Source organism: Pseudomonas sp. LBUM1641 (assembly GCF_059716235.1).
Window position 1 is genome coordinate 4024734 of sequence record NZ_CP166815.1, and the last position, 22585, is coordinate 4047318.

The 22585-nt window shown below is 59.4% G+C and carries 20 protein-coding genes and 1 pseudogene; 13 read left to right on the forward strand and 8 right to left on the reverse strand.

Features of this window, described 5'->3' with window-relative positions:
* The first annotated feature begins 125 nt into the window (after positions 1 to 125).
* Positions 126 to 1043 (forward strand): LysR family transcriptional regulator, encoded by a 918-nt coding sequence (locus ACA046_RS18475; RefSeq protein ID WP_497677110.1) that lies wholly within the window; start codon positions 126 to 128, stop codon positions 1041 to 1043.
* Here ACA046_RS18475 and ACA046_RS18480 read toward each other — a convergent pair.
* A complete protein-coding gene (locus ACA046_RS18480; protein ID WP_003217960.1) occupies positions 1018 to 1269 on the reverse strand; it encodes a hypothetical protein in 252 nt (83 codons plus the stop codon). The two genes, ACA046_RS18475 and ACA046_RS18480, sit on opposite strands and share 26 nt — an antisense overlap.
* A gap of 176 nt (positions 1270 to 1445) precedes the next feature.
* Here ACA046_RS18480 and ACA046_RS18485 point away from each other — a divergent pair, with 176 nt between their 5' ends.
* Positions 1446 to 1766, forward strand: a complete 321-nt coding sequence (locus ACA046_RS18485) for an ElaB/YgaM/YqjD family protein (RefSeq protein WP_010172915.1) — start codon at positions 1446 to 1448, stop codon at positions 1764 to 1766.
* Between the two features lie 40 nt (positions 1767 to 1806).
* On the opposite strand, the gene ACA046_RS18490 is transcribed toward ACA046_RS18485, so the two are convergent.
* Positions 1807 to 2844, reverse strand: coding sequence for an Ldh family oxidoreductase (locus tag ACA046_RS18490; protein ID WP_497674644.1), 1038 nt, complete (start codon positions 2842 to 2844; stop codon positions 1807 to 1809).
* A gap of 170 nt (positions 2845 to 3014) precedes the next feature.
* Here ACA046_RS18490 and ACA046_RS18495 point away from each other — a divergent pair, with 170 nt between their 5' ends.
* Positions 3015 to 8135: a dermonecrotic toxin domain-containing protein gene (locus ACA046_RS18495; RefSeq protein ID WP_497674645.1), complete on the forward strand. Its 5121-nt coding sequence runs from the start codon at positions 3015 to 3017 to the stop codon at positions 8133 to 8135.
* 41 nt (positions 8136 to 8176) lie between these two features.
* Here the strand turns inward: ACA046_RS18495 and ACA046_RS18500 are convergent, their stop codons facing one another.
* Positions 8177 to 8446 (reverse strand): PepSY domain-containing protein, encoded by a 270-nt coding sequence (locus tag ACA046_RS18500; RefSeq protein ID WP_459021422.1) that lies wholly within the window; start codon positions 8444 to 8446, stop codon positions 8177 to 8179.
* Between the two features lie 151 nt (positions 8447 to 8597).
* Here ACA046_RS18500 and ACA046_RS18505 point away from each other — a divergent pair, with 151 nt between their 5' ends.
* The 7 genes from ACA046_RS18505 to fapF all read left to right on the forward strand — a co-directional run bounded on the left by ACA046_RS18505 (position 8598) and on the right by fapF (position 14625).
* On the forward strand, positions 8598 to 9593 hold the full coding sequence (locus tag ACA046_RS18505; protein ID WP_497674646.1) for a FecR family protein: 996 nt from the start codon (positions 8598 to 8600) through the stop codon (positions 9591 to 9593).
* A 319-nt stretch (positions 9594 to 9912) separates the two neighbouring features.
* Positions 9913 to 10371, forward strand: a complete 459-nt coding sequence (gene fapA, locus ACA046_RS18510; RefSeq protein ID WP_076014835.1) for a fibril amyloid chaperone protein FapA — start codon at positions 9913 to 9915, stop codon at positions 10369 to 10371.
* Positions 10371 to 10919, forward strand: a complete 549-nt coding sequence (fapB, locus tag ACA046_RS18515) for a fibril amyloid subunit FapB (protein ID WP_258345297.1) — start codon at positions 10371 to 10373, stop codon at positions 10917 to 10919. The genes fapA and fapB overlap by 1 nt, the downstream gene beginning before the upstream one ends.
* Before the next feature lie 72 nt (positions 10920 to 10991).
* Positions 10992 to 11735: an amyloid-like fimbrin subunit FapC gene (gene fapC, locus ACA046_RS18520; RefSeq protein ID WP_497674647.1), complete on the forward strand. Its 744-nt coding sequence runs from the start codon at positions 10992 to 10994 to the stop codon at positions 11733 to 11735.
* Between the two features lie 62 nt (positions 11736 to 11797).
* The gene (gene fapD, locus ACA046_RS18525; protein ID WP_076014838.1) at positions 11798 to 12478 is read left to right on the forward strand and encodes a fibril amyloid maturation endopeptidase FapD; all 681 of its coding nucleotides are present in this window, start codon (positions 11798 to 11800) and stop codon (positions 12476 to 12478) included.
* 37 nt (positions 12479 to 12515) lie between these two features.
* Complete coding sequence (gene fapE / locus ACA046_RS18530) at positions 12516 to 13262, forward strand: fibril amyloid subunit FapE (RefSeq protein ID WP_497674648.1); 747 nt, start codon at positions 12516 to 12518, stop codon at positions 13260 to 13262.
* Between the two features lie 49 nt (positions 13263 to 13311).
* Positions 13312 to 14625 (forward strand): fibril amyloid transporter FapF, encoded by a 1314-nt coding sequence (gene fapF, locus ACA046_RS18535; RefSeq protein ID WP_459021432.1) that lies wholly within the window; start codon positions 13312 to 13314, stop codon positions 14623 to 14625.
* On the opposite strand, the pseudogene ACA046_RS18540 reads toward fapF, so the two are convergent.
* Together ACA046_RS18540 and ACA046_RS18545 are read right to left on the reverse strand one after the other, a co-directional pair.
* Positions 14623 to 14721 (reverse strand): annotated as a pseudogene (locus ACA046_RS18540) (outer membrane lipoprotein carrier protein LolA); the annotation flags it as partial. The gene fapF and the pseudogene ACA046_RS18540 overlap by 3 nt on opposite strands.
* Before the next feature lie 71 nt (positions 14722 to 14792).
* Positions 14793 to 16121 carry a sigma-54 dependent transcriptional regulator gene (locus ACA046_RS18545; RefSeq protein ID WP_076014841.1) on the reverse strand — a complete coding sequence of 443 codons (1329 nt, stop codon included), beginning with the start codon at positions 16119 to 16121 and terminating at the stop codon, positions 14793 to 14795.
* 342 nt (positions 16122 to 16463) lie between these two features.
* On the opposite strand from ACA046_RS18545, the gene ACA046_RS18550 reads away from it, so the two are divergent.
* Positions 16464 to 16724 carry a DUF1652 domain-containing protein gene (locus ACA046_RS18550; RefSeq protein WP_010172941.1) on the forward strand — a complete coding sequence of 87 codons (261 nt, stop codon included), beginning with the start codon at positions 16464 to 16466 and terminating at the stop codon, positions 16722 to 16724.
* 137 nt (positions 16725 to 16861) lie between these two features.
* Here the strand turns inward: ACA046_RS18550 and ACA046_RS18555 are convergent, their stop codons facing one another.
* The 3 genes from ACA046_RS18555 to gnd are packed head-to-tail and all read right to left on the reverse strand — an operon-like array spanning position 16862 to position 20210.
* Positions 16862 to 17686 carry an HAD family hydrolase gene (locus ACA046_RS18555; protein ID WP_497674649.1) on the reverse strand — a complete coding sequence of 275 codons (825 nt, stop codon included), beginning with the start codon at positions 17684 to 17686 and terminating at the stop codon, positions 16862 to 16864.
* Positions 17683 to 19206: a glucose-6-phosphate dehydrogenase gene (gene zwf, locus ACA046_RS18560; protein ID WP_497674650.1), complete on the reverse strand. Its 1524-nt coding sequence runs from the start codon at positions 19204 to 19206 to the stop codon at positions 17683 to 17685. Before zwf ends, ACA046_RS18555 begins: the two co-directional genes overlap by 4 nt.
* Positions 19203 to 20210: a phosphogluconate dehydrogenase (NAD(+)-dependent, decarboxylating) gene (gene gnd / locus ACA046_RS18565; protein WP_497677111.1), complete on the reverse strand. Its 1008-nt coding sequence runs from the start codon at positions 20208 to 20210 to the stop codon at positions 19203 to 19205. Before gnd ends, zwf begins: the two co-directional genes overlap by 4 nt.
* 244 nt (positions 20211 to 20454) lie before the next feature.
* Between gnd and ACA046_RS18570 the strand changes: the two genes are divergently transcribed.
* Both ACA046_RS18570 and ACA046_RS18575 read left to right on the forward strand, forming a co-directional pair.
* Positions 20455 to 20631 carry a DUF6026 family protein gene (locus ACA046_RS18570; protein ID WP_177046542.1) on the forward strand — a complete coding sequence of 59 codons (177 nt, stop codon included), beginning with the start codon at positions 20455 to 20457 and terminating at the stop codon, positions 20629 to 20631.
* 155 nt (positions 20632 to 20786) lie between these two features.
* Entirely contained in the window at positions 20787 to 22529 is a 1743-nt protein-coding gene (locus ACA046_RS18575) for a phosphoethanolamine transferase CptA (RefSeq protein ID WP_459021442.1), read from the forward strand.
* Positions 22530 to 22585: the final 56 nt, after the last annotated feature.

Sequence of the window (22585 nt, forward strand, 5' to 3'; positions counted from 1 at the left end):
TTTTATAACTAATTATCTTACATTCGCCCGCTTCTTATATCTATGCACCCACATTGCACCTACAAAGTTCAACACTGATAGTCCAGCATTTTCGTCGGTGTGGGCTGCTAACCGATATGAGCCAGATGAATATCGCCAACGTCGATCTCAACCTGCTGAAAACCTTCGAGGCCCTGCACGACGAATCCAGCGCCAGCCGGGCCGCCCTGCGCCTTGGCGTCACGCAGTCGGCGATCAGTGCCGCACTGCGCCGCCTGCGGGATGTATATGGCGATCAATTGTTCGTGCGTACCGGTCGTGGCCTGGCGCCGACCTTGCGCGCCAACCAGTTGAAACCGGTGATCAGCGAAGCGTTGGATCGTTGCCGCCAAAGCCTGGCGATGGTCGACCCGCAGGGCAGCGAGTATCAGGGCCGTTCGGTGGTGCTGGGGTTATCGGATGATTTCGAAATCGCCTACGGCCGCCGACTGATTGAAGAGATTGCCCGGCGGGCGCCGAAGCTGCGACTGATTTTCCGCCAGACCCACAGCCAGATCGTTGCCGGTGCCCTGCTCGATCGCAGCCTGGACCTGGCGATCACTGCCGGCGGGTTTGCCGAGCGCCGGTTGAGCCGGCAGGTATTGGGGGAAGGCCATTATGCGTGCCTGGTGGACCCCGCCAGCCTGGCGACGGGGCAACAGAGCATCGACCTCGACGAGTTCGTCAGGCGAGAACATCTGCTGGTGTCGTCTGGCGGGTTTATCGGGATTACCGACGAGGGTCTGGCCGCGCAGGGGCTGAGCCGGCACGTAGGCGCCTCAACCACACACTTCGCAGCGCTGCCGTTCTTGCTCAAGGGCAGCCAGGCGGTGGCAACGATTCCCGGACACGCAGCCCAGCCCATCGCGCAGATGACCGGGCTGAAGGTGCTGCCCTGCCCGCTGGCGTTGCCGCGTTACCCGGTGGAACTGGGCTGGCGCACCCAGGCACAACGGGATCCGTTGCTGCTCAAGGTGCGCGAAGCGATCGAGGCTTGTTTTACTTCGCCGCCATCAGGCGATTGACTTCACTGCGCACCATGTTGGAAAACTCCGGCGGTGACATGCCGTCCAGTTCCGCACGCACCCATTCGGCCCATTTGCCCTTGCGCTTGGCGCGCTCGCCAAACAGGCGGGCGGCCTCGCCCTTGGCTTTGCCCAGGTTGCTTTGCCACAGGTCGTAGAGACGGGACTTTTCATCTTCCAGCGCGGCGCGCTCGGCAAGGGGCTTGTTGGCCAGATTGAAGCTCATGTTGAATTACCTGCTGCACAAATAGGTGACATCTTACACTGTAGGTCGAAATTTCCTGGCCTGGATTTCACCTAAGCTGACCGTAGGAAAAAAACCTGCAACTTTTGCCAGCTTCAAACACTCCATTCTTCATCAAGCGCATTCATTGCCACATTCACCCGCAAGGAGTTAACCCAATGGCCCGCAAATCTGCCGCACAAGCCGTCGAAGAACAAATCAAGGATCAAGCCTTCAGTGAGTTGACCGCGCTGATCGAAGAATCGGACAAGTTGCTCAAAAGCAGCGCGTCACTGGTAGGGGAAGAAGGTGAAACCCTGCGTGAGCAGGTCGCTATCAAGCTCAAGCAAGCCCTGGACTCGGTGTCCAACGTGCGCGAGCGCAGCAAGCCGGTGGTGGATGCCACTGAAACCTATATCGGTGGCCATCCGTGGCAGACCGTGGCGATTTCCGCCGGGTTTGGCCTGGTGGTCGGCCTGTTGCTGGGCCGCCGCAACTGATCTGATGTAACGGCTGCGCCCTCCCCGGGCGCAGCTCGCTTCACGCCTGTGCCAACACCCGCAACCGGCTCAATTCTGCCGTTTCGATCTCAATCCCGCCTGCCAGCGACTTCGCCCGTGTGCGATGACGCCGGTCTCCCGGCAAACGCCGCAACCCTGCCGCATGCATCTGTCGCACCAGTTCCTGGCTGCGCTCGGCGAAGCTCTGCCCGGCGGTCTTGCTCGGGTCGATCAGAATCAGCAGTTGGCCGGTCCATGGCGTGCGGGCGCCGGGGTGATCGGACCAGTTGAACTCAAACGAGAAATTGCCACCGGTAAGGGCCGCGGCCAGCAATTCGACCATCATCGACAGGGCCGAGCCCTTGTGCCCGCCAAACGGCAACAGCGCGCCGCCTTCAAGGATCGCCTTGGGGTCCTGGGTCGGCTGGCCGAGGCTGTCCACGCCCATGCCGGGTGGCAGGCGCTCGCCCTTGCGCGCGGCAATCTGTACGTCGCCGTGGGCGATGGCGCTGGTGGCCAGGTCAAACACGATTGGCAGGCCATCGGCGCGGGGCGCGGCGAAGGCAATGGGGTTGGTGCCGAACAGCGGGCGGTCGGCGCCGTGGGGCACCACACAGGTCATGCTATTGACCACGCTCAAGGCCACCAGGCCCTCTTCGGCGAAGGGCTCGACGTCCGGCCAAAGCGCCGCGAAGTGATGGGAGTTATGGATCGCCAGCAAGGCAATCCCGGCACTGCGGGCCTTCTCCACCAACAATGGGCGGGCGGCTTGCAGCGCGGGCTGGGCGAAGCCATTACCGGCATCCACCCGCACAAACCCGCTGGCCACGTCCTCGACCACCGGCACAGCCTTGCCGTTGACCCAGCCACTGGCCAGCGTCGAGACGTAACCGGGAATACGGAATACACCGTGGCTGTGGGCGCCGTCGCGCTCGGCGCTGGCGCAGTTCTCGGCCAGCACTTGGGCCACTTCGGCCGAGGTGCCATGGCGCACGAATACCTGGCGCAGCAGGTCGGTCAATTGCGCAAAACTGAGTCGCTCTGATGAAGACTCGACATCCAAAGGCGATGCAGACATCTGAAGCTCCCGTTTAATTATTGGAATGGGCAACAGCGTACAAGAATCGGTCCGTCGATTAGACAGGGTTTGCCCCATGGCTGTCGACAGGGAGCGCCAGACATATCTAGCCCTTGGGGCCGCCGAGACTGGATAGCCTCCCGTGTCGTACTTCCCCAAGGATCGCAGTGATGAGCCAGACTCCCTATTTTTTCCCCGAAGCCATGCGCGTGGGCTGGAGGGCGTTGGACCGCGAACGTCAGTTGAACATCGACAGCAAGGACATCGAGTTCCTCGGCAAGGTGTTTTTTGCCAGCGATGCTGGCCGTCGCCAACAGTCGCCGCCGATGATTGCACAGCGCATCTGGCTGAATAAAGGTGCCGCCGACGCAGTCGAACTGGCGGGCAGTTTCATGATGAGTTCAACCAGCGCCTACCCCCATGCCTGGCTCTACACCCCGTACGGCGGCCTGGAGAAATTCGACAGCCCGGCCCTCGTACTCACAGCACTGAAAGAGCGTTTGAAAAAGCCGGCTGACGCCACGCAACTCCTGTGCTTCCTGCCCTTGATGCAGCAGGCCTCGCAGGTACTCGACGATAGCCTGGTGCTGACGCCGGAGTTCATGGTCGATGACGTGTTTGGTGAGCAGGAAAATACCCTGAGGCACTATCAGGGTAAAAATCGCCAGGCATTGCTGGCTGAGTTGAAACAGCTCCCGGCATTGGGTTCCCTGCTTTCAAAGCTGCTCGAAAGCATCTGCCGCCCGCTGTTTCCAGGGCTCGACGCCGGCCAAGCACATGTCAGCTTTTTTGCCAGGCAACCTGCCGGTGATGCGCTGCCTCGTTGGCTCGACTCGTTGCAACTCAATGACGCGGTGCTGTTGTTCTACCGTGAGCAGGCCTGGCCTGCGGGGCAAACCCGGGAGTTCTTCCATCCCAAGCAACCCGCCGACGCCAAGGACCCAGAACGCAAGGCCCGCGATACGCAACGCTGGGAAAGTGCGATCAAGCAAGCGGCCGGCCAACTGATCCCGTTCCTGCACAGTGCACTGGAGACATTCTGGAACACCGAGGTTTCGCCGGGTGTTTCTCGCCGGGCCTGGTTCGCCCAGGCCATGGCCGCCAATGCACGCCTGGATTTGCTGCTCAAGCGCCAGCAATCCATCATCAGCCCCGAGCAAGGCCAGGCATTGGCTGTGCTTTACGAGTCCGAAGGTAAAGAGGCTCTGCGTAACAGCCACGTACTGCGCTTTGAGAAGGTACTGGTCTGGGAACATTCGACCAACGTCGTCGAGCTGGCCAGCACCTTGATGATCGGCAATTCGCAGACCTTTCTCTATACCCCGGACAAGGGCTTGCAAGTCCTCGGGAGCTATGACGACCTGATGGAAGCCCTAAGGGCGATGGTCAAGGCGCCAGGGTATGAAGACGACCTGTACAACCTGATGTCACTTGAGGAGCGGGCGTTGTTTATCGGTTTCAAGGTGCCGCAGTTTTCCGGCAAACCCATCGCCGGCAATCTGTTTGAGCATCTGTTCGAAGCCATCATTGGCAAGCAACAACAGAACCTTCGCTACGCCCTCGATCTGTACCGACGCACCCGCGCCGGCATAGAGCCCTCGGCCCTGGTCGACCACGCGCTGGATGTGCGCTGCATGGTCGACAGCCACCTGCCGGGCCTGGATACAGCGGGACGCTGGACGCCGCACTCGGTACTGGCCGACCCGACCCGCCCGGTCTCACTGGCTGCCGAACGGGCCTCTCTGCTGCAAAAGCAGTTGCTCGGTATCCGGGACACGCTGGCCGCCCAGATACGGGCGCAACCCACCTTGGAAAACACCGTCAATCAGGCACTCATCTCAGAGTTCAGCCGCAGGGGTTTGGCGGGTCGGGATCCTGGGAGGATCTACATCAATCGATACACCGGCACCGCAAGCGCCAAACCAGCCACTGCGCCCCTGGAAAGCCAAAGCCTGCGCAGTTACTTTCTTGCGCGCCTGATCCACGGGCGCGAGCCGATTCCGCAAACCCCGGACTATGGTCTTTACGACGGCGCAGGCAGTGGTGTTGCAAAAAAACTGACCGTCCTGGACATATCGCAAGCAAACGCGATTCTTGAAGCCACGCTGATCAAGTTTCATAACTACAACATCACCGATATTCCTCGCGAACACCTGGAGCAGCTCAAGGCGCCGATGGCCCATGCCATGGCGGTGGCGATCCGGGGCGAAGCCGGGCTCAGGCGCCTCAACAACAGCCTGGACGCCCGTGATGAGGCGATCGTGCAAACGGTGTTTGATCTTCAACACCCCGATCGCCGCCAGCGCCAGGGATTGGGTGGATTCATCCCGGATGCCTATGCGTTGACCGTCGAACCCCTGGGCCTGACGCAAAGGGTGCCCCTCGCCCACTGCCTGATGCTGACCGAACGCGGCGGGCTGGACCCGTCGCACTCCGGCCGGGCAGTGTTATGGACGCCGGCGCGTGGCCTGGAGAGTTTCGCCAATGTGAGCCAATTGCAGACGGAACTGAAACGCCGGCTGGCCGCCCCGGCCCTGCGCATGCAACTGCTGGCCAATCTCGATCCGCGCTATCTCAAGCCGCACCAGCCCTGCCCCCTCGGCCATTTCATGCAGATCAACGGCGCGGTCGCGCAACACCGCCAGCAGTCCTGGATTGATCATTACAAGGCACAACGGGCCCACTGCCTGACGCTGAAGCTGTCAGGCGATGCGTTGCTGAAACGCCTCGAAGAACTGGAAAAGGCGCTGCCGGCCAACGACCTGGACCACGCCTCGCAAATCGCCCAGACCCTCATGGCGCAACAATCACTGCCGGCCTGGCTGGGGATGGCAGCGGTCAGCCAACAGCGGCGCCATGTGGAAATACTTGAGCAATACCGCCATAACCTGGACGGCAACAAGGACTACCTTGACGGTTTCGTCCCGCTGTCACAGTACCTCAGGGGCAAGCTTGAGGAGCTGTTGGAAGACTATGACGTGCTCCCGCAAGACGTCTACATCCTGCCCAAACTGGTGTTGGCCGGCCAGCGGCAAAATCTGGTGGACTACGCACTCAACCACATCAGCCAGCAGGCCGCTGAGTTTGATGTGGAGTCCACGGCCACTGGCCTGACGCCCACTATTGTCCGCCAGATACTCGCGCGCCTGCCCCTTAAGCAGGACAACAAGGCTTACCTGGCCGAAAAACTCACGCCGGGCAAGCCGGGAGCCGAAGCACGCGAGCAACGTTTTATTCGGCAATTGCCCTGGCAATTGCTGCAAAACGCCCACGCGCTGAAACTGCAGGAACTGTTATCACCCACGGGCTTGAGCCTGATCGAACAAGTCCTCGACATGCCGGATGCTATCGCCCGGGCAGCGGTCAAGGATGCGACCTCGACTCTCCGTCCCCTGGAGTTGATCGCCACCGCGGGCGCCCGCACCATCAAGGCCCTTGGGGTGTACGTGTTCAACACTATCGAAAAGGCGCCGCTGGTGATGTACGCGCCCTACGGTCCGCAGCAGGCGTTCCAGGAGTTCGAAAATGAGGCGGATTTGATACGCAAGCTCAACCTGCCCGGACCGTTGCAGGACTGGGTGGTCGGCCGCCTGCCAGCGGCTGAGCAAGCCACGTATAAAAACCTCTGGACCAGCACGTTTGGGAAAACCTCCGAAATCACGCTGGCGTCCAATCCGATCAAGGGCCACGCGCTCAAGCAGTTGTACCGCGACAACATTGAATTGATTTCGAGCCTGTTTGAACAGCAAACCCAAGCCAATGGCCGGTCAGCCTGGGACACCCTCAAGGCGTTGTTTACCCATGGCCTGCAACAGGCGCAAGCGTTGTTGCCGGGCAAACTGATGGTGCCGCTGGTGATCTGGCAAAGCTACAAACTGTTCAAGACCTCTGCCGAAGACTTGCAGCAACACCGCTGGCGCGACGCGCTGGAGACCTTTATTGGCGGTGTGGCGCAAATGGCTTCAATGCGCGAGTTGATGGATGAGCCTGCGACGGCAAGTACCGCGACACAACCCGTGCTCACGCAAACAGCCAGCGCCTGGCACGACATCGATGTCACCGCCCAGGCCCGCACCCGGCTGCAAGCGTACGAAGCCTGCGACATCAGCCTGGAGAGCCTGAAGGTCGGCAACTCCGGCGTCTACACCTCGACCGATAATCGGCACTACCTACCGTATGCCGGCAAGGTCTACCGAGCCAAACAGGCTGAGGGGCATTGGCGACTTTTCAGTGCACGGTCCAAGGGGCCTTTTGTGCGCCTCGATAGCGAGCGCAAATGGGTCCTGGACCCTGGTGCGTCGGTACGCCGCCACGGCCCGGGTTGGAGCGCCATGATGGAACGCCGGGGGGTGAGGTCAGAGGTGGATCGGGTGATGAACGTCGAAGCCCGAGGCCTGGCCGAGATTCGACGTGTTGCGCCCCACAGGGCCCAGGCGATCGTCGAGGCACTGGACCTGGCAACCTTTTACCTGCACAACTGCCAGCAGAACCTGAAACTGCTCGATCACAAATACCCACCCGTGACCCGAATCCACCGCTTCATCAATCGCTTCTTTGGTATCCCGATAAACCCCGACACCGGCCCGCCTACCTTTCCGGAAGCTCTTTCGCAAAAGCTCATGGACACCGTCACCGCAATCCTCGATGAGGTGCTGGAGCCGTCACTCTACTCACTCAACTCCCGGCGCTTCGTCTCCGGTGTTCACCTTGCCGAACCCGAACGGCACTGGGCGTTTACCATCGACGACGATCCGGATCGGCGCATCTACCTCACGGAAAATTTCTTTAACCCACCGACGGCCGATTTCGAAGGGCGCTTGATCAACTACTTCGATCAAAGAACCCACGCGCGCGCGACCACGTTGATTCACGAGCTGACCCATATTGTGAGCAATACCGCCGACGCCGCGTATCTCAATTCGGTATCACCGTTTGCCGACCTGATCGAAGTAGAAACCCCAGCCGGTCGCGATCTTCAAAAACGACTGCGAGACCTGCAGGAAAATGGCTACTCGGTGAGCACGCCCATGGGGCAATTATTCAAGTCGACAAGCCCGTCCGGCGCCGCAGGCACTGATATCGGAACGGAACCGGAAGATGACTACATCAAGCAGCAGATTCTCACCACCACAGGCGGCGTGGACTTGAGCAATGCGCGGGGGATTTTCAAAACCAACCTGACTCAGCGCTTCAACACACAAATGGATAACGCAGACTCATTGACCTTGCTGATCACAACACTAGGGCGCCAACTGGACGCCGTGCCCTCGATTGCCGAAGGCACGCCGTAAAAAACGGGTGCAGGCTACACGCCTGCACCCAGCCAGCGCATTCAGTCTTTCTGGTCACGCAACACGTTGCCCGAGGCACCGTCGATGCGGAACTCATAGACGATGCCATCGGACTTGCGCCCCTCACCTTCCCAATAGCCATCGTTATCGGCTTCGATCTTGTAGATCTCGGTATAACCGGCCTTGGTCTTGGCGGTTTCGATGGCTTTTTCAATGGTGATCCAGCCTGCGCCCGGTTTGTCCGCCAGGGCGGCTCCGGCACTGAGCAGGGCCGAAGTTGCAACGATGGCGGCTAAGGTTTTCTTAAGCATTTTCGTACTCCATACAGGGATTGAATGTTAGCTGTCCTGATTTTTAGGGCCTTGCAGACGAGAATTAGTTCCAATTGATGTGCAATCGCCATGATGGCTGTTCTCGCCGTCCTGCTGTGGAGGTTAGAATGTGGGAAATCAGGATGAGTTAATGACAGATAAGTCCCTTTCAGAAGCCGAATATGACGCCATCACCGATGCCGCTGCGCACTGGTGCATGCGTCTGCACGCCGGCGATTGCACGACGGCCGAGCGTCAGGCGTTCGAGCAGTGGCACGATGCACATCCACTGCATGCCTTTGAATATGCCGCAATGCTGGAGATCTGGGACGTTGCCGATCATTTGCCCCGCAGCGAACCGACGCCTGCCTTGGTTCGGCTACAGCCTCGCAAGCGTTTGAGCAACTACGCGGTAGCGGCGGCGATATGCCTTGTGGCCTTGCCATTGGCGGCCTTTACCGGCTGGGAAGCGGGCTGGCTGCCCAGCTCGTACAAACATTACGAAGCTGAGAGCAGCCTGCGTCAGATCACCCTCGATGACGGCAGCCAGGTTGAACTGAACCTGGGTACCGAGCTGGTCTACAGCCATTACAAAGACCAGCGCCGGGTCACCCTGAAAAAAGGCGAGGCGTTTTTCAACGTTAGCCATGACGCGCAACACCCCTTCATTGTCCACGCCGGCGACGGTCAGGTTCGGGTGACCGGCACTCAGTTCAACGTCTGGAAGTACGAAGACCATGTGCGGGTGATGCTGCTGCAAGGCTCGGTACTGGTGAGCAGCGACGACCTCCACAGCGGCCTGCGCCTGTCACCCGGGATGCAGGCCAGCTACAACCGTGGCGACGCCAGCCCCCTGGCCCAGCCAATTGCCCCGGGCGACACGGCCCTGGCCTGGCGCGACGGCAAGCTGATCCTCGACAACCTGGCCCTGGCCGACGCGTTGCCGTTGATCAACCGCTACCTGAGCAAACCGGTGATGCTGGCCGACGCCGGTACCGGCGCGATCCGCATTGGTGGTATCTACAACATCAACGAGGTGTCCAACCTCGTCCCCTCCCTGCCCAAGGTCCTGCCGGTCTACCTGACCCAGAACCAGGACGGCAACCCCGTACTCAATTCGATTCCGCGTAAAACACCTAAGGGCTGATCCTGGGGACAGGGCGCATGCCCTGCTCCACGGACGTTCTCTGCCTGGAACTGTCCACTTTTGAAACACTTGTAGCGGCTGAGCTGACAGCCGGCTGCGGACTGCCCGGTTTATGGCGATCAGTGTTTCACTCCTGAGACACCTGCCGAGTGAGTTGAACTCAGGCCTGTTGTCTCACCGTTGAAACACACCCCGCCTGCCTTTCTTTTTAATCCTTCCCAACTCTTTGAATTTATTAATAAATTCAAAAGCGGCACAGCTCCTGCTCTCTTCCTGACAACGCTGTTTAGGGTCAGCGTAAAGAATAAGGAATGCTGCCGTGAAAACACTCAATCCAGGCTCACTGAGCCTACTGCTGATCAGCTGTGTATTCAGCACCAGCATGAGTCTTTCGGCCCTCGCGGGTGACGGCACCATCGTGGTTGGTCGCACCGTACAAGGCCACATGGCTGGCCGCTCCTCCTTTGCCCCGGATCGCAACCCCAGCACTGTCAATGCAAACCCCTCCAAACAAGTTTTGAGCGCCACGACTGGCGAACTCAGCGACCTCGACATCGCCGGGGTCAGCAGCGGCTCCAGTATCACCCGCGCCATGATGCCCGGCGGCAACCTTCCTGGCCTGAGTAACAGCCTGGGCGCAAGCACTTCAACCCTGGGAGCTGGCGCATCCGCCGGCCATGGCGGTGGTGGCAGCAGCATGGCCGGGCAGATCAATGGTTCGATCCAGCGGGGCATGGCGCCGCTGAACAACATCGGCAGCATGATGGGGGGCCAGTAATGAATCGCTCCTGGCTCATCATCGCCGCACTGAGTTGCACATCGGCCATGGCCGACAACAACGCAACGATCAATAACAGCGGTCAGCAATACAGCGGCGTCGCCTCGGTCAACCAGTCTGCCGGCAATCAGCAACAGCAGATCAACAGTCGCGCCATCGTCGTCGGCGGACAAGCCCACGATTCACTCGTGCAGAAACTCGATGGCAAGGTCGATGCTTCCCTGAACGCCAACGCGGCGATCCAGGGTTCCTCTTTCAGCAATGGCAACGGTGTGCTGGGCGTCAACCAGTCGGCCGGGGCCAATACACAGATGATCAATGCCGTGCGGATCAGTATCAATCCCGGTCCGCAAAGCATCGATGACAGCGTTTTGTCGCAGCAGAACACGACGCTGTTAACAGACTCAGGGCTCACCCCCACCACTGGCAGCCGCCAGGTCGTTACCAGCGACCAGGCCTTCACCGGCAGCCGAGGAGTGGTACAGGTGAACCAGAGTGCGGGGGTGGGGAACCGAGTGGCTAACACCCTGGCTATCACTATCAAGTAACAGCTTGATCAGTGTTTGTTAGTTAGACCGTACCAACACTTAACCAACTAATTAGAAGCAAGGAGATACACCATGAAACCTACAATGGCTCTTAAACCACTGGTTTTCGCTCTGACTGCGCTCATGGCTGTTGCTGCACAAGCAGGCGGCTGGCACCCAACCCCAGTGGCTACCGGCACCGTGGCTGCCGTCGTGACGGATACCCAAGTCAGCAAAGACAACAAATTCGACGACACTAAAACCACTAACAACGCCTCAGCCACTGGCTCGCTCAACGGCCATTCCGGCAACCTGGGCGCCAACGTCGCTTCGGGCTCGGGCAACCAGCAGGACAATGCTGCTGCAATCACCAGCAGCGCCGATGATGCTGCTTCGGTATTTGCCGTCGCCGACATCTATCAAGAAAGCCGGAGCAACAAGTTCGACAACAAAGGCACGCAAAACAACGCGTCTCTGAACAACTCGGCCAACAACAGCTCGGGTAACACCGGTGTCAACGTTGCAGCCGGTCAAGGCAACCAACAGAAAAACAACCTGGCTATCGTGACTGCCGACGGCAACAACGTGGCCGCTGCTTCCAACACCGAGCAACAATCGTTGGACAACCACTTCCTCAACGCAGCCGCGTCTACCCATGGCTATGGTGGCCAGTCTACCTATGTCAGCAACAACGCCAGCCTGAACAACTCTGGCAACTATGGTTCCGGCAACATCGGGCTCAACGTGTCCGCAGGTTCCGGCAACCAACAAAGCAACACCCTCACACTGGGCAGCGGTTGCACCCAATGTGCAGCGGGCAGCGGCGTTCGCTTCTGATGCAACGGGGCCTTGGCGACAAGGCCCTTTTCTATTTCCAGTGTCCAACAGGTCAGACGATCATGCGCCTCGTGACGCTCACCCTCTTGTTAATGCTCACCGGCCCGACCTGGGCAGGGCAAATGGCAATTTCAGCCATGCCCGGCGGTGGCGTGATATTCAAAAAGGTCGAGAGCATTCGTGAGCGCCGCTTCGCCAACCTGGTGGAACAGAAAACCGATTTCAGCTGCGGTGCTGCGGCACTCGCAACCATCCTGCGTCAGGGCTATTGGCTGGACGTCGACGAAGCACACATCATCAAAGGCATGCTGGTCAACGCTGACCAGGACTTGGTACGTACCCAAGGCTTCTCCATGCTGGACATGAAGCGCTACCTCGAAAGCATCGGCATGCGTGCCCGAGGCTACAAGATCGGGCCAGATACCTTGGTCACCGTGAAAATCCCCGTCGTGGTACTGCTGGAAATTCGCGGCTACAAGCACTTCGTGGTCATGCAGCGAGCCGACAAGAACTGGGTCTATATCGGCGATCCGGTGCTGGGGCATAAACGCTATTCGCATGACGACTTCGTCAAGGGCTGGAACGGCATCGTTTTCGCCGTACTCGGTGAAGGCTACGACAAGACCAACATCCTGCTCGACCCACCCACCCCCCTGACGGCGAAAAACAAAATGAATGAGTTCAGGCCCGTGGGTGATGCAGAGCTGATGGACTTCGGTTTTATCCAGAGCGACTTCTTCTAGAAGCGCAATAAGGAGCAGGACGCTCCAGGAGCCAAAGATGAACACCTACCGCTGGCTTACGGTCATGTGCCTGGTAGCCTCAATGCCTGTTTATGCCTCCTCCGGATTTAAACCGATTGAAGTCAAGGATTCGGAATTGGCGGAACTGCGCGGGCGCTATGTGATGCCTGGGCGGATTATCAGCTTTGGCATCGTGATGAGCAGCACCTGGACCAACGCCGTTGGCGACTCGATCACTGGCAAGGCCAGCATGCAGATCGACTCATCCACTATCACCCCCCAATTCTATGTACAAACCACTGGCGGGACGGGCACCGGGACCGGTCAGACCACCGGCACAGGCACCGTGACTGGCGGCGCCGGACTGGGCACCGGCCAGGGCGTGGTTCAAAGCGTGCGCGCTGCGGGCGACGGCAACACGGCGACCAACAACGTCGGCATCAACATCAACGAAAATGGGCTGGCGCCGGCCAATCTTGTGCAGTCAGGGCAAGTGCTGGTGGCCGGCGGTACCGTCACGGGGACCAGTGGGGCTGGCAACGTCAGCGTCTCAGCCACCAATGGCGGCCTGCAAATGGCTATCCAAGCCAATCACAACCAAGGGAATACCGTGCAGCAAATCGGCGGCGGCAATGTGCTACAGGGCACTGTTTTGCAGGGCAACAGCAATTTCGTTAACAACATGACCCAGCTGAACGTGGTCATGGGCAGCAACGGTTTGAACAATGGTGCACTGAACTGCAACCTGGACCAACTCAAAGGCCTACGCACCCTTGGTTATTGAACTACGCTGTGCCTCGACACTTGCGCATTAGAAAGGGACGGCTTATTTCATGCATCGATCGCTATCGTTACGTGCCGTAATTTGCTTGAGCACGCTCCTGCCCGCATCCATGTTGTATGCCGCGCCGGACACCGACATCGACACATTGAAAAAGGAACTGCTGGAACTCAAGCAACGCTACGAAGTTCAGCAAAAAGCACTGGCGGTGCTGGAACAACGGGTGCGCCAGGTTGAAGACCAGCCGGCGGCCCCACCTCCCAAACGCCTGGCCAAATCCCCGGCAGACTTCCAGAAAGGCGGCACCACGGTGGCCGGTAACACGCCCGGCGTCGGTGCAGCTGCCGCCTCGGGCGGTGCAGGCGGCGGCGCATCCTACGGGCAGTCGCTCAAGGACGACTCGGCCCCGGCACAGAGTGTGAGCAACCTGTACAACGAGGCGAGCGGCTTCTTCGGCGATGGAAAATTCAGTTTTGAAACCGGTGTTACCTATGCTCGTTACGATGCCCGTCAGTTAACCCTCAACGGTTTTCTGGCGCTGGACTCGATCTTCCTGGGCAATATCAACCTGGACCGGATCAAGGCCGACAACTGGACGCTGGACTTAACGGGACGCTACAACCTCGACAACCGCTGGCAATTCGATGTCAACGTACCGGTGGTTTATCGTGAATCGACTTATCAGTCCGGTGGTGCCAATGGCGGCTCCGGTACGGCGACGTCAGAGGAGTCGGTCAGTCGTGACCCGACAATTGGCGACGTCAACTTTGGCGTGGCCTACAAATTCCTCGACGAAACGGCCAGCCTTCCGGATGCCGTGGTGTCGCTGCGCGTCAAGGCGCCTACCGGTAAAGAACCGTTTGGCATCAAGTTGGTACGTTCACCTAACAACACCAACCTTTTCGTGCCGGAAAACCTGCCCACCGGCAACGGCGTCTGGTCGATTACGCCGGGCATCTCGCTGGTCAAGACTTTCGACCCAGCGGTGCTGTTTGGGTCGCTGTCCTACACCCACAACTTCGAAGACTCATTTGACGACATCAGTTCCACAGTCAATGAAAAAGTCGGCGGCAAAGTGCGCCTGGGAGACAGTTTCCAGATCGGCGTTGGCGTGGCCTTTGCGCTCAACGAGAAGATGAGTATGTCGTTTTCAGTCTCCGACTTGATCCAGCGCAAGAGCAAGCTAAAGCCCGATGGCGGCGACTGGCAATCGGTGGTTTCCAGCGACGCCAACGCCGGCTACTTCAACGTCGGCATGACGATCGCGGCAACCGACAACCTGACGATCGTGCCGAACCTGGCCATCGGTATGACGGATGATGCGCCGGACTTTACCTTCAGCCTGAAATTCCCGTACTACTTCTAAACAGAACACTGTAGGAGCGAGCTTGCTCGCGAAAAACCTGAGAGCCACGCGGGGAACCATAAACCCCGCGTTATCGTTCACGAATTTCGCGAACAAGCTCGCCCCTACAGACAAGGAAAAGCCCCGCAACGATAAGGGTCGTTGCGGGGCTTTTCGGTTTACCCGCCCTAGCGGATCTGGTGTTTGTGCAGCAACCGGTAGAACGTCGGCCGGGAAACTCCCAGCACACGGGCCGCGACACTCAGGTTGTCGCTGTGCCGGTTGAGCACATCGCACAGCGCCTGACGTTCGGCACGGTGCTTGTAATCCTCCAGTGTAGCCATCGGCAGCGCGATTGCCTGCTGGCTTTGCAATCCCAGATCAACGGCTTCGATTTGCCGCCCCTCAGCCAGTACCAGCCCACGCCGCACGCGGTTGGCCAACTCCCGCACATTGCCCGGCCAGCCGTGCTCGCCCATGGCCACCAACGCGTCTTCACTGAAGCTGCGTGGGCGCCGGCCGGTTTCCTGGCTGTAGAAGTGTGAAAAATGGTTGGCCAGCATCGCCACGTCACCATGACGCTCGCGCAACGGCGCGGTCACCACTTGCAGGACGTTGAGCCGGTAGTACAAGTCTTCCCGGAAGGTGCCCTTTGCAACCGCGGCTTCCAGGTCGACGTGGGTGGCCGCCAATACGCGCACGTCCACCGGAATCGGCTGGCTGCCGCCGACGCGCTCGATCTGTTTTTCCTGGAGAAAACGCAGCAGGTTGGCTTGCAGCTCCATGGGCAAATCGCCGATTTCATCGAGAAACAACGTACCGCCATGCGCCGCCTCGATCCGCCCGATCTTGCGCTGGTGGGCGCCGGTGAAGGCGCCCTTCTCATGCCCAAACAATTCGGACTGGATCAGGTGTTCAGGGATCGCCCCGCAATTGATCGCTACAAACGGCTTGGCGTGGCGCTGGGATTGGCGATGCAGGGTGCGGGCGACCAGCTCCTTGCCGGTGCCGCTGTCGCCACGAATCAGCACCGGGGATTCCGTCGGCGCCAGTTTGGCCAGCAGTTTGCGCAGTTCGCGAATGGGGCGGCTGTCGCCCAGCAACTCATGTTCAGGCTGGCCGGCAGGCGCGTTGTTGCCCTTGCCCCGCAGGCGCGCCATGCCAAAGGCACGGCCGAGGGTGACCTGCACCCGGGACACATCGAACGGCAAGGTATGGAAGTCAAAGAACCACTCGCAGACAAAATCGCCGACATTCTGCAGGCGCAGCACTTCTTGGTTTAGCACGGCAATCCACTCGGTGCCGCTACGGCTGATCAGCTCCTTGACCGCTTCGGGCCGCTCCAGATGAAACGGCTGCAGGCGCAGCAATCCCACATCGCAGGAGCGCTCACCCACCGACTCGAGGGCACAGCTGTCCACGTCCCACCCCGCCGTACGCAAACCCGGTAATAGCCCGTGGCAGTCATCACAGGGATCGACCACAAGCAGACGGCGCGGAGCAGGTGCAACAATCATGACTATTCCTTGGCGTCAAAATCGTTAAAGTTATTTAAAAACAGTTATTTGGAAAGCCTGCTGGCAACACTAGCAAGATTTTGACGCGGCCTTTGTACCCATTCGTTATAAGCCGCGCACAAACCTGTCCTTTTCCACCAGTCGAGTGCGGTCAATTGTCGCGGCGTAACTTTCATGAGGCTTTCAACATAGCCCCTTACATGATTTTAATCAGGGAAAGTTAAAAAATCTTCTTCTAACATGTGACCTGCACCCGGTGATCGTGCATCAGTACAAGTAACCAGTCGTTAGGCACGCCCAACCAACGGCTTCACTTGAATGGGCATTTAGAGAGAAGACCCCATGAACGCCCCGCTCCGCATCAACGAAGCTCTTTTGATCGCAGACCGTGCTTTCCAGCCCTTTCAATGTGTGGCCTGGCACGATGGCAACGGCGCCTTGAGCCTGAGCGTCATCGACCGCACCAATACCCGTATCGGTAGCAAGCAGCTGTCTTCCAGCACTTATTCCGACCCGGCACAGCTCGAGAACTTGCTGTTGCAGGCCCGCGCTGAACTCGATAAAGATGGCTATCAGTTGCAATCCTGGGCAATGCCCAAGTAACTGAAACTCGCGTGAGGCGGCACCAGAAAGTGTGCCGTTTGACGGCGCAATATATTGGCCAGCAATAACACTAGTAGGTAGTCAGCGATGCAAGTTGCAACTTTGCATAGCTGACTACTTATTAGTGTGGTTGCCAATCAATCGGCCGAGAGAATAAATCGCTCAATGGCTTCCGCCGCACCGTCGTCGACATTACTGCCGGTCACGACGCTGGCCTGGCGCTTGACCACTTCTTCGGCCTGGCCCATGGCAATCGACAACCCTGCCACGTGAAACATCGCCGGGTCGTTGCCGCCATCGCCGATGGCGGCTGTCTGTTCCAGTGGCACACCCAGGTGCGCAGCCAGGGTCTTCAAGGCTTCGCCCTTGTTGGCCTTCATGGCGGTCACATCCAGGAACACTGGCTGCGAGCGGGACACCTGAGCCAAACCCTCGACCCTCGGCTGCAACTGCGCTTCCAGCTCGATCAACAGTTGGGTATTGGTACTGGCCGCGACAATCTTGTCGACCCGATCCAGGAACGGCTCGAAGCTCTCCACGACGATTGCCCCATAACCCAGGCCATGTTCCTCGCGGACCGCCATCGGCCCGCCAGGATCGCGGCGCAGCCAGTCACCGTCGGCAAACAGCCAGACTTCCACGTCTGGCTGCGGCGTAAACAATGCCAACGCCACCAACGCCGCTTCTGCCGGCAAGTGATGCGCCACCAGAATACTGCCGTCGGGATTGACCAGCGTGCCGCCGTTGAAGCCGGCAATCGGTATGTCAATACCGAGTGCTTCGACCTGCTGCATCATGGCCTTGGGTGGTCGCCCGCTGGCCAGGCTGAAAAACACCCCGGCCGCGCGCAAGGCGCGAACCGTATCAATGGTGCGTTGACTGAGGCTGTGATCCGGATGCAGCAACGTGCCGTCCATATCACTCAACACAAAGCGGATGGGTTGACTCGGCAAGTCGCTCATCCGAGGCTGTGCCAGGTACGGCCATCGCGGGCTAAGAGTGCATCGGCTGCCGCCGGACCATCTTCGCCTGCCTTGTAGGCCTGGATGCCGTCATCCTGCTTCCACGCATCGAGGAATGACTGCACTGCACGCCAGCCGTTTTCGATGTTGTCGGCGCGCTGGAACAAGGTCTGGTCGCCGGTCATGCAGTCGTAGATCAAGGTTTCGTAACCCGTCGACGGCTGCATCTCGAAGAAGTCCTTGTAGGCAAAGCCCAGCTCCACATTGGCCATGTCGAGGGTCGGCCCGGGCTTTTTCGCCAGCAGGTCGAACCACATGCCTTCGTTCGGCTGGATCTGGATCTTCAGGTACGTCGGCTTGAGTTCATCGACCTCGGTATCACGGAACTGCGCGTATGGCGCCGGCTTGAAGCAGATGATGATCTCGGTGTCGCGGATGCTCATGCGCTTGCCGGTGCGCAGGTAAAACGGCACACCCACCCAGCGCCAGTTGTCGATCATCACCTTGAGGGCGACGAAGGTCTCGGTGCTGCTGTCTGGCGCAACGTTAGCCTCTTCGCGGTAGCCCGGTAGTTGCTTGCCGGCGACTTCACCGGCGGTGTACTGGCCGCGCACCGAGTTGGCCCGAGCGTCTTCCAGCGACCAGGGCCGTATGGCCCCGATCACCTTGGCCTTCTCGCCCCGCACCGCATCGGCGCCAAAGGCGGCTGGCGGTTCCATGGCGATCATCGCCAGCAGCTGGAACAGGTGATTGGGCACCATGTCCCGCAGCGTGCCGGTGTGTTCGAAGAAGCTGCCACGGGTTTCCACGCCGACGGTTTCGGCGGCGGTGATTTGCACGTGGTCGATGTAGTGGTTGTTCCAGAACGCCTCGAACAGCACGTTGGAAAAACGGCTGATAAGGATGTTCTGAACGGTTTCCTTGCCCAGGTAATGGTCGATGCGATAGATCTGCTTCTCGCTCATCACTTTGAGCAGGCAGGCGTTCAGCGCTTCGGCAGTGGCGAGGTCCGAGCCAAAAGGCTTTTCGATCACCACCCGGCGGAACGCCTCCGGGGTTTCTTCCAGCAGGCCGGCAGCGCCGAGGCGCTGCACCACTTCGGCAAAGAAACGCGGCGCGGTGGCGAGGTAGAACACCGCGTTACCGGTGCCACTGTCAGCGATCTTCTTGGCGATGTCGGCGTAGGTGCCGTCGTCAAGGAAGTCGCCCTCGACGTAGCTGATGCCCTTGGCCAACTGGGCCCACAATTGCGGATCCAGGGCGTCATCACCCTTGCCCTTGACCTTGCTGGCAGCCTCGGTGCGAATGAAATCCTCGAGTTTCTTGGCGAAATCGGCGTCGCTGATGGCGTTGTGATCAACGCCCACAATGCGCAAGCCATTGCCCAGCAGCCCATCGCGACTGAGGTTGTACAGCGCCGGCATCAGCAGACGCTTGACCAGGTCACCGTGGGCACCAAACAGAAACAGGGTGGTGGGCGGAGCGGGTTCGGCCTTGGGTTTCTTGCCGTTGGCGGTCATTTTTTGGGAGTCTCCACATGGCCGCCAAAGCCGAAGCGCATGGCAGAAAGCATTTTGTCACCGTAGGTGCTTTGCTGGCGGGAGCGGAAGCGTGCAAACAGCGAGTTGGACAGCACCGGAACCGGTACCGATTGCTCCATGGCGGCTTCGATGGTCCAGCGGCCTTCGCCACTGTCAGCGACCGAGCCGGAATAACCGTCGAGCTTCGGATCGGTGGCCAGGGCGTCGGCGGTCAGGTCCAGCAGCCAGGACGACACCACACTGCCACGACGCCAGACTTCGGCGATGTCGGCGACGTTAAGATCGAAGCGCTGGTCTTCCGGCAGGTTTTCCGAATTCTTGGTCTTGAGGATGTCGAAACCTTCAGCGAAGGCCTGCATCATCCCGTACTCGATGCCGTTGTGGATCATCTTGACGAAGTGCCCCGAGCCGGCAGGCCCCGCGTGGATATAGCCACGCTCGGCACGGCTGTCAGCTGCAGCAGAACGGTCCTTGGTGCGCGGGATGTTGCCGATGCCCGGCGCCAGGCTTTCAAAGATCGGGTCCAGAAGCTTAACGGTCTCGGCGTCGCCGCCGATCATCATGCAGTAGCCGCGCTCCAGGCCCCAGACGCCGCCGGAGGTGCCAACGTCGACATAGTGCAGGCCTTTTTCCGACAGGGCCTTGGCCCGGCGGATGTCATCCTTATAGAAGGTGTTGCCGCCGTCGATGATCACATCACCGTCTTCCAGCAGATGGCTCAATTCTTCAATGGTGTTTTCGGTCGGGTCGCCTGCCGGCAGCATCACCCAGATCGCCCGGGGCTTCTGCAGCCCGGCCACCAGGCCCGCCAGGTCGGCAACGCCCGTGGCGCCCTCGCCTGCCAGACCTTTTACGAATGCTTCATTGCGGTCGTAAACCACGGTGGTATGCCCATTGAGCATCAGGCGTCGCGCAATGTTGCCACCCATGCGGCCTAGTCCAATAATCCCCAGTTGCATGTGCTGATGCTCCTTACTACGAATAAATGTGTGTCACAGTTTATAGCGCAATGAGGCTAATGAGGGTTAGTCCAGAGCGGATTGGCATAGTTTCATGACAAAAAGTGGCCATCCTTTAGCCTTCAGTGGGAAAAAAGTCACAACGACCATCAAAAATAAAAAAGTTCCCTTCGCTTAAAAAAGAATTCAGAATTGCGCCGACTGTTGCCGAGAGCCTCGAATCAAGCGCTCTGGCACCGCGATACACCGGCTATTTGCGAGGTAAGCAATGAGCACTGCACACATGACCCGTCCGCCACAGACCCTCTACGTCACCATTCGCCGTGATGAATTGCGCCAGTTGAAAGACGAACGCGACCAACTGCAACAGGAAGTCATGCGCCTGCGTTCGCACTTGCAGGGTCAGCTCAATCAACCATCCGGCACCCAGCCCGCACTTTGCTGAACGTGAGCTGAACGAACCGTTCAGGAATAACTCACGAAGTTTTCACATCCTCATCCCGATACTCCCGCCGAATAGGGCCGCGCCACGTGCGCAGGCCCTCTGTTGCGCGCGTCCGTGCGCGTCGACACTGAAAAATTATCGGGTTGGAGCGCTGGATGGCGATGTTCAAACGCAGCACTACGTCTGCGAAAGGTTTTGATTGGGCCGGCCTCGGCTGGATGTTCCTGTTCTTCTGGTATTTCTCGGGTATCACCCAACTGCTGATCCAGCTGACCGGCACCTCCGGCTTCAGCGGTTTCCGCCAGGCATTTTTCATGAGCGCCCTGTGGTTGGCGCCGATGCTGCTGTTCCCGCGTCGCGCGCGCCTGGTGGCAGGGTTGATTGGTGTGGTGCTGTGGGCCTGTTCCATGGCCAGCCTGGGATATTTTTTCATCTACCAGCAGGAATTCTCCCAAAGCGTCATCTTCATCATGTTCGAGTCGAACATCTCTGAAGCCGGCGAGTACGCCACCCAATACTTTGCCTGGTGGATCGTGCTGGCGTTCATTGCCCACACGGCCATGGCCGTATTCCTGTGGACTCGCGTACGCCCGGTTTACCTGCCACGTGGCCAGGCCATGCTGGCGGCTGCCGCAATCGTGATTGCCATCGTCGGTTACCCGCTGGTCAAGCAGATCGCCAAGAGCGAGACCATGGAACTGGCCATCGACCGCTTTGAAACCCGCATCGAGCCGGCCGTGCCGTGGCAGATGATCGTCGCCTACCGCCGCTACACCGAACAACTGGACAACATGCAAGGCATGCTGACCAGCGCCAGCAAGATCCCGCCCCTGACCAACCTCAAGGACAGCATGGCCGGCCAGCCGTCGACCCTGGTGCTGGTGATCGGCGAGTCCACCAACCGCCAGCGCATGAGCCTGTATGGCTACCCGCGCAACACCACGCCGGAACTGGACAAGCTGCGGGACCAACTGGCGGTGTTCGACAACGTCATCACCCCGCGCCCCTACACCATCGAAGCGCTGCAACAGGTGCTGACCTTCGCTGACGAAGAAAACCCGGACCTGTACCTCAAGACGCCATCCATCGTCAGCGTAATGAAGCAGGCCGGCTACAAGACCTTCTGGATCACCAACCAGCAGACCATGACCAAGCGCAACACCATGCTCACGACCTTTTCCGAACAGGCCGACGAGCAGGTGTACCTGAACAACAACCGCAACCAGAATGCGCGCCAGTACGACGGCGACGTGCTGGAGCCGTTTGCCAAGGCGATGTCCGACACCGCCGAGCGCAAATTCATCGTGGTGCACCTGCTGGGTACCCACATGAGCTACCAGTATCGCTACCCGCCGACCTTCGACAAGTTCACCGATCGCCAGGGTGTGCCTGCCGGGGTCAGCGACGCACAGTTGCCGACCTACAACAGCTACGACAACGCGGTGCTGTACAACGATTTCGTGGTATCGAGCCTGATCAAGGACTACGCCAAGACTGACCCGAACGGCTTCCTGCTGTACCTCTCCGACCACGGTGAAGACGTATTCGATTCGGCCGGCCACAGCACCCTGGGCCGTAATGAAGGCAAGCCAACGGCGCCGATGTACACCATTCCGTTCATGGCCTACGCGTCGCCCAAGTGGCGTGAAAGCCACGACTGGAGCTTTGGCGGTGACTTGCAGCGGCCCTACAGCAGCTCGCAGTTGATCCATACCTGGGCCGACATGGCAGGGTTGAGTTTTGATGAACTGGACCACAGCAAGAGCCTGGTCAGTGACAGCTTCAAGCCGCGGCCGCTGCTGATTGGCAATCCTTACGAACGCCAGCAAAAGCCCTTGATTGACTTCAGCCTGATCAAGCCGAAGAAAACCGACTCGACTGAGGTGGTCATCAAGTAGGTCCCATAACCCGGGTTTCACCTGCGCAATGCGGTGAAACCCGACTTGGCAGCAAC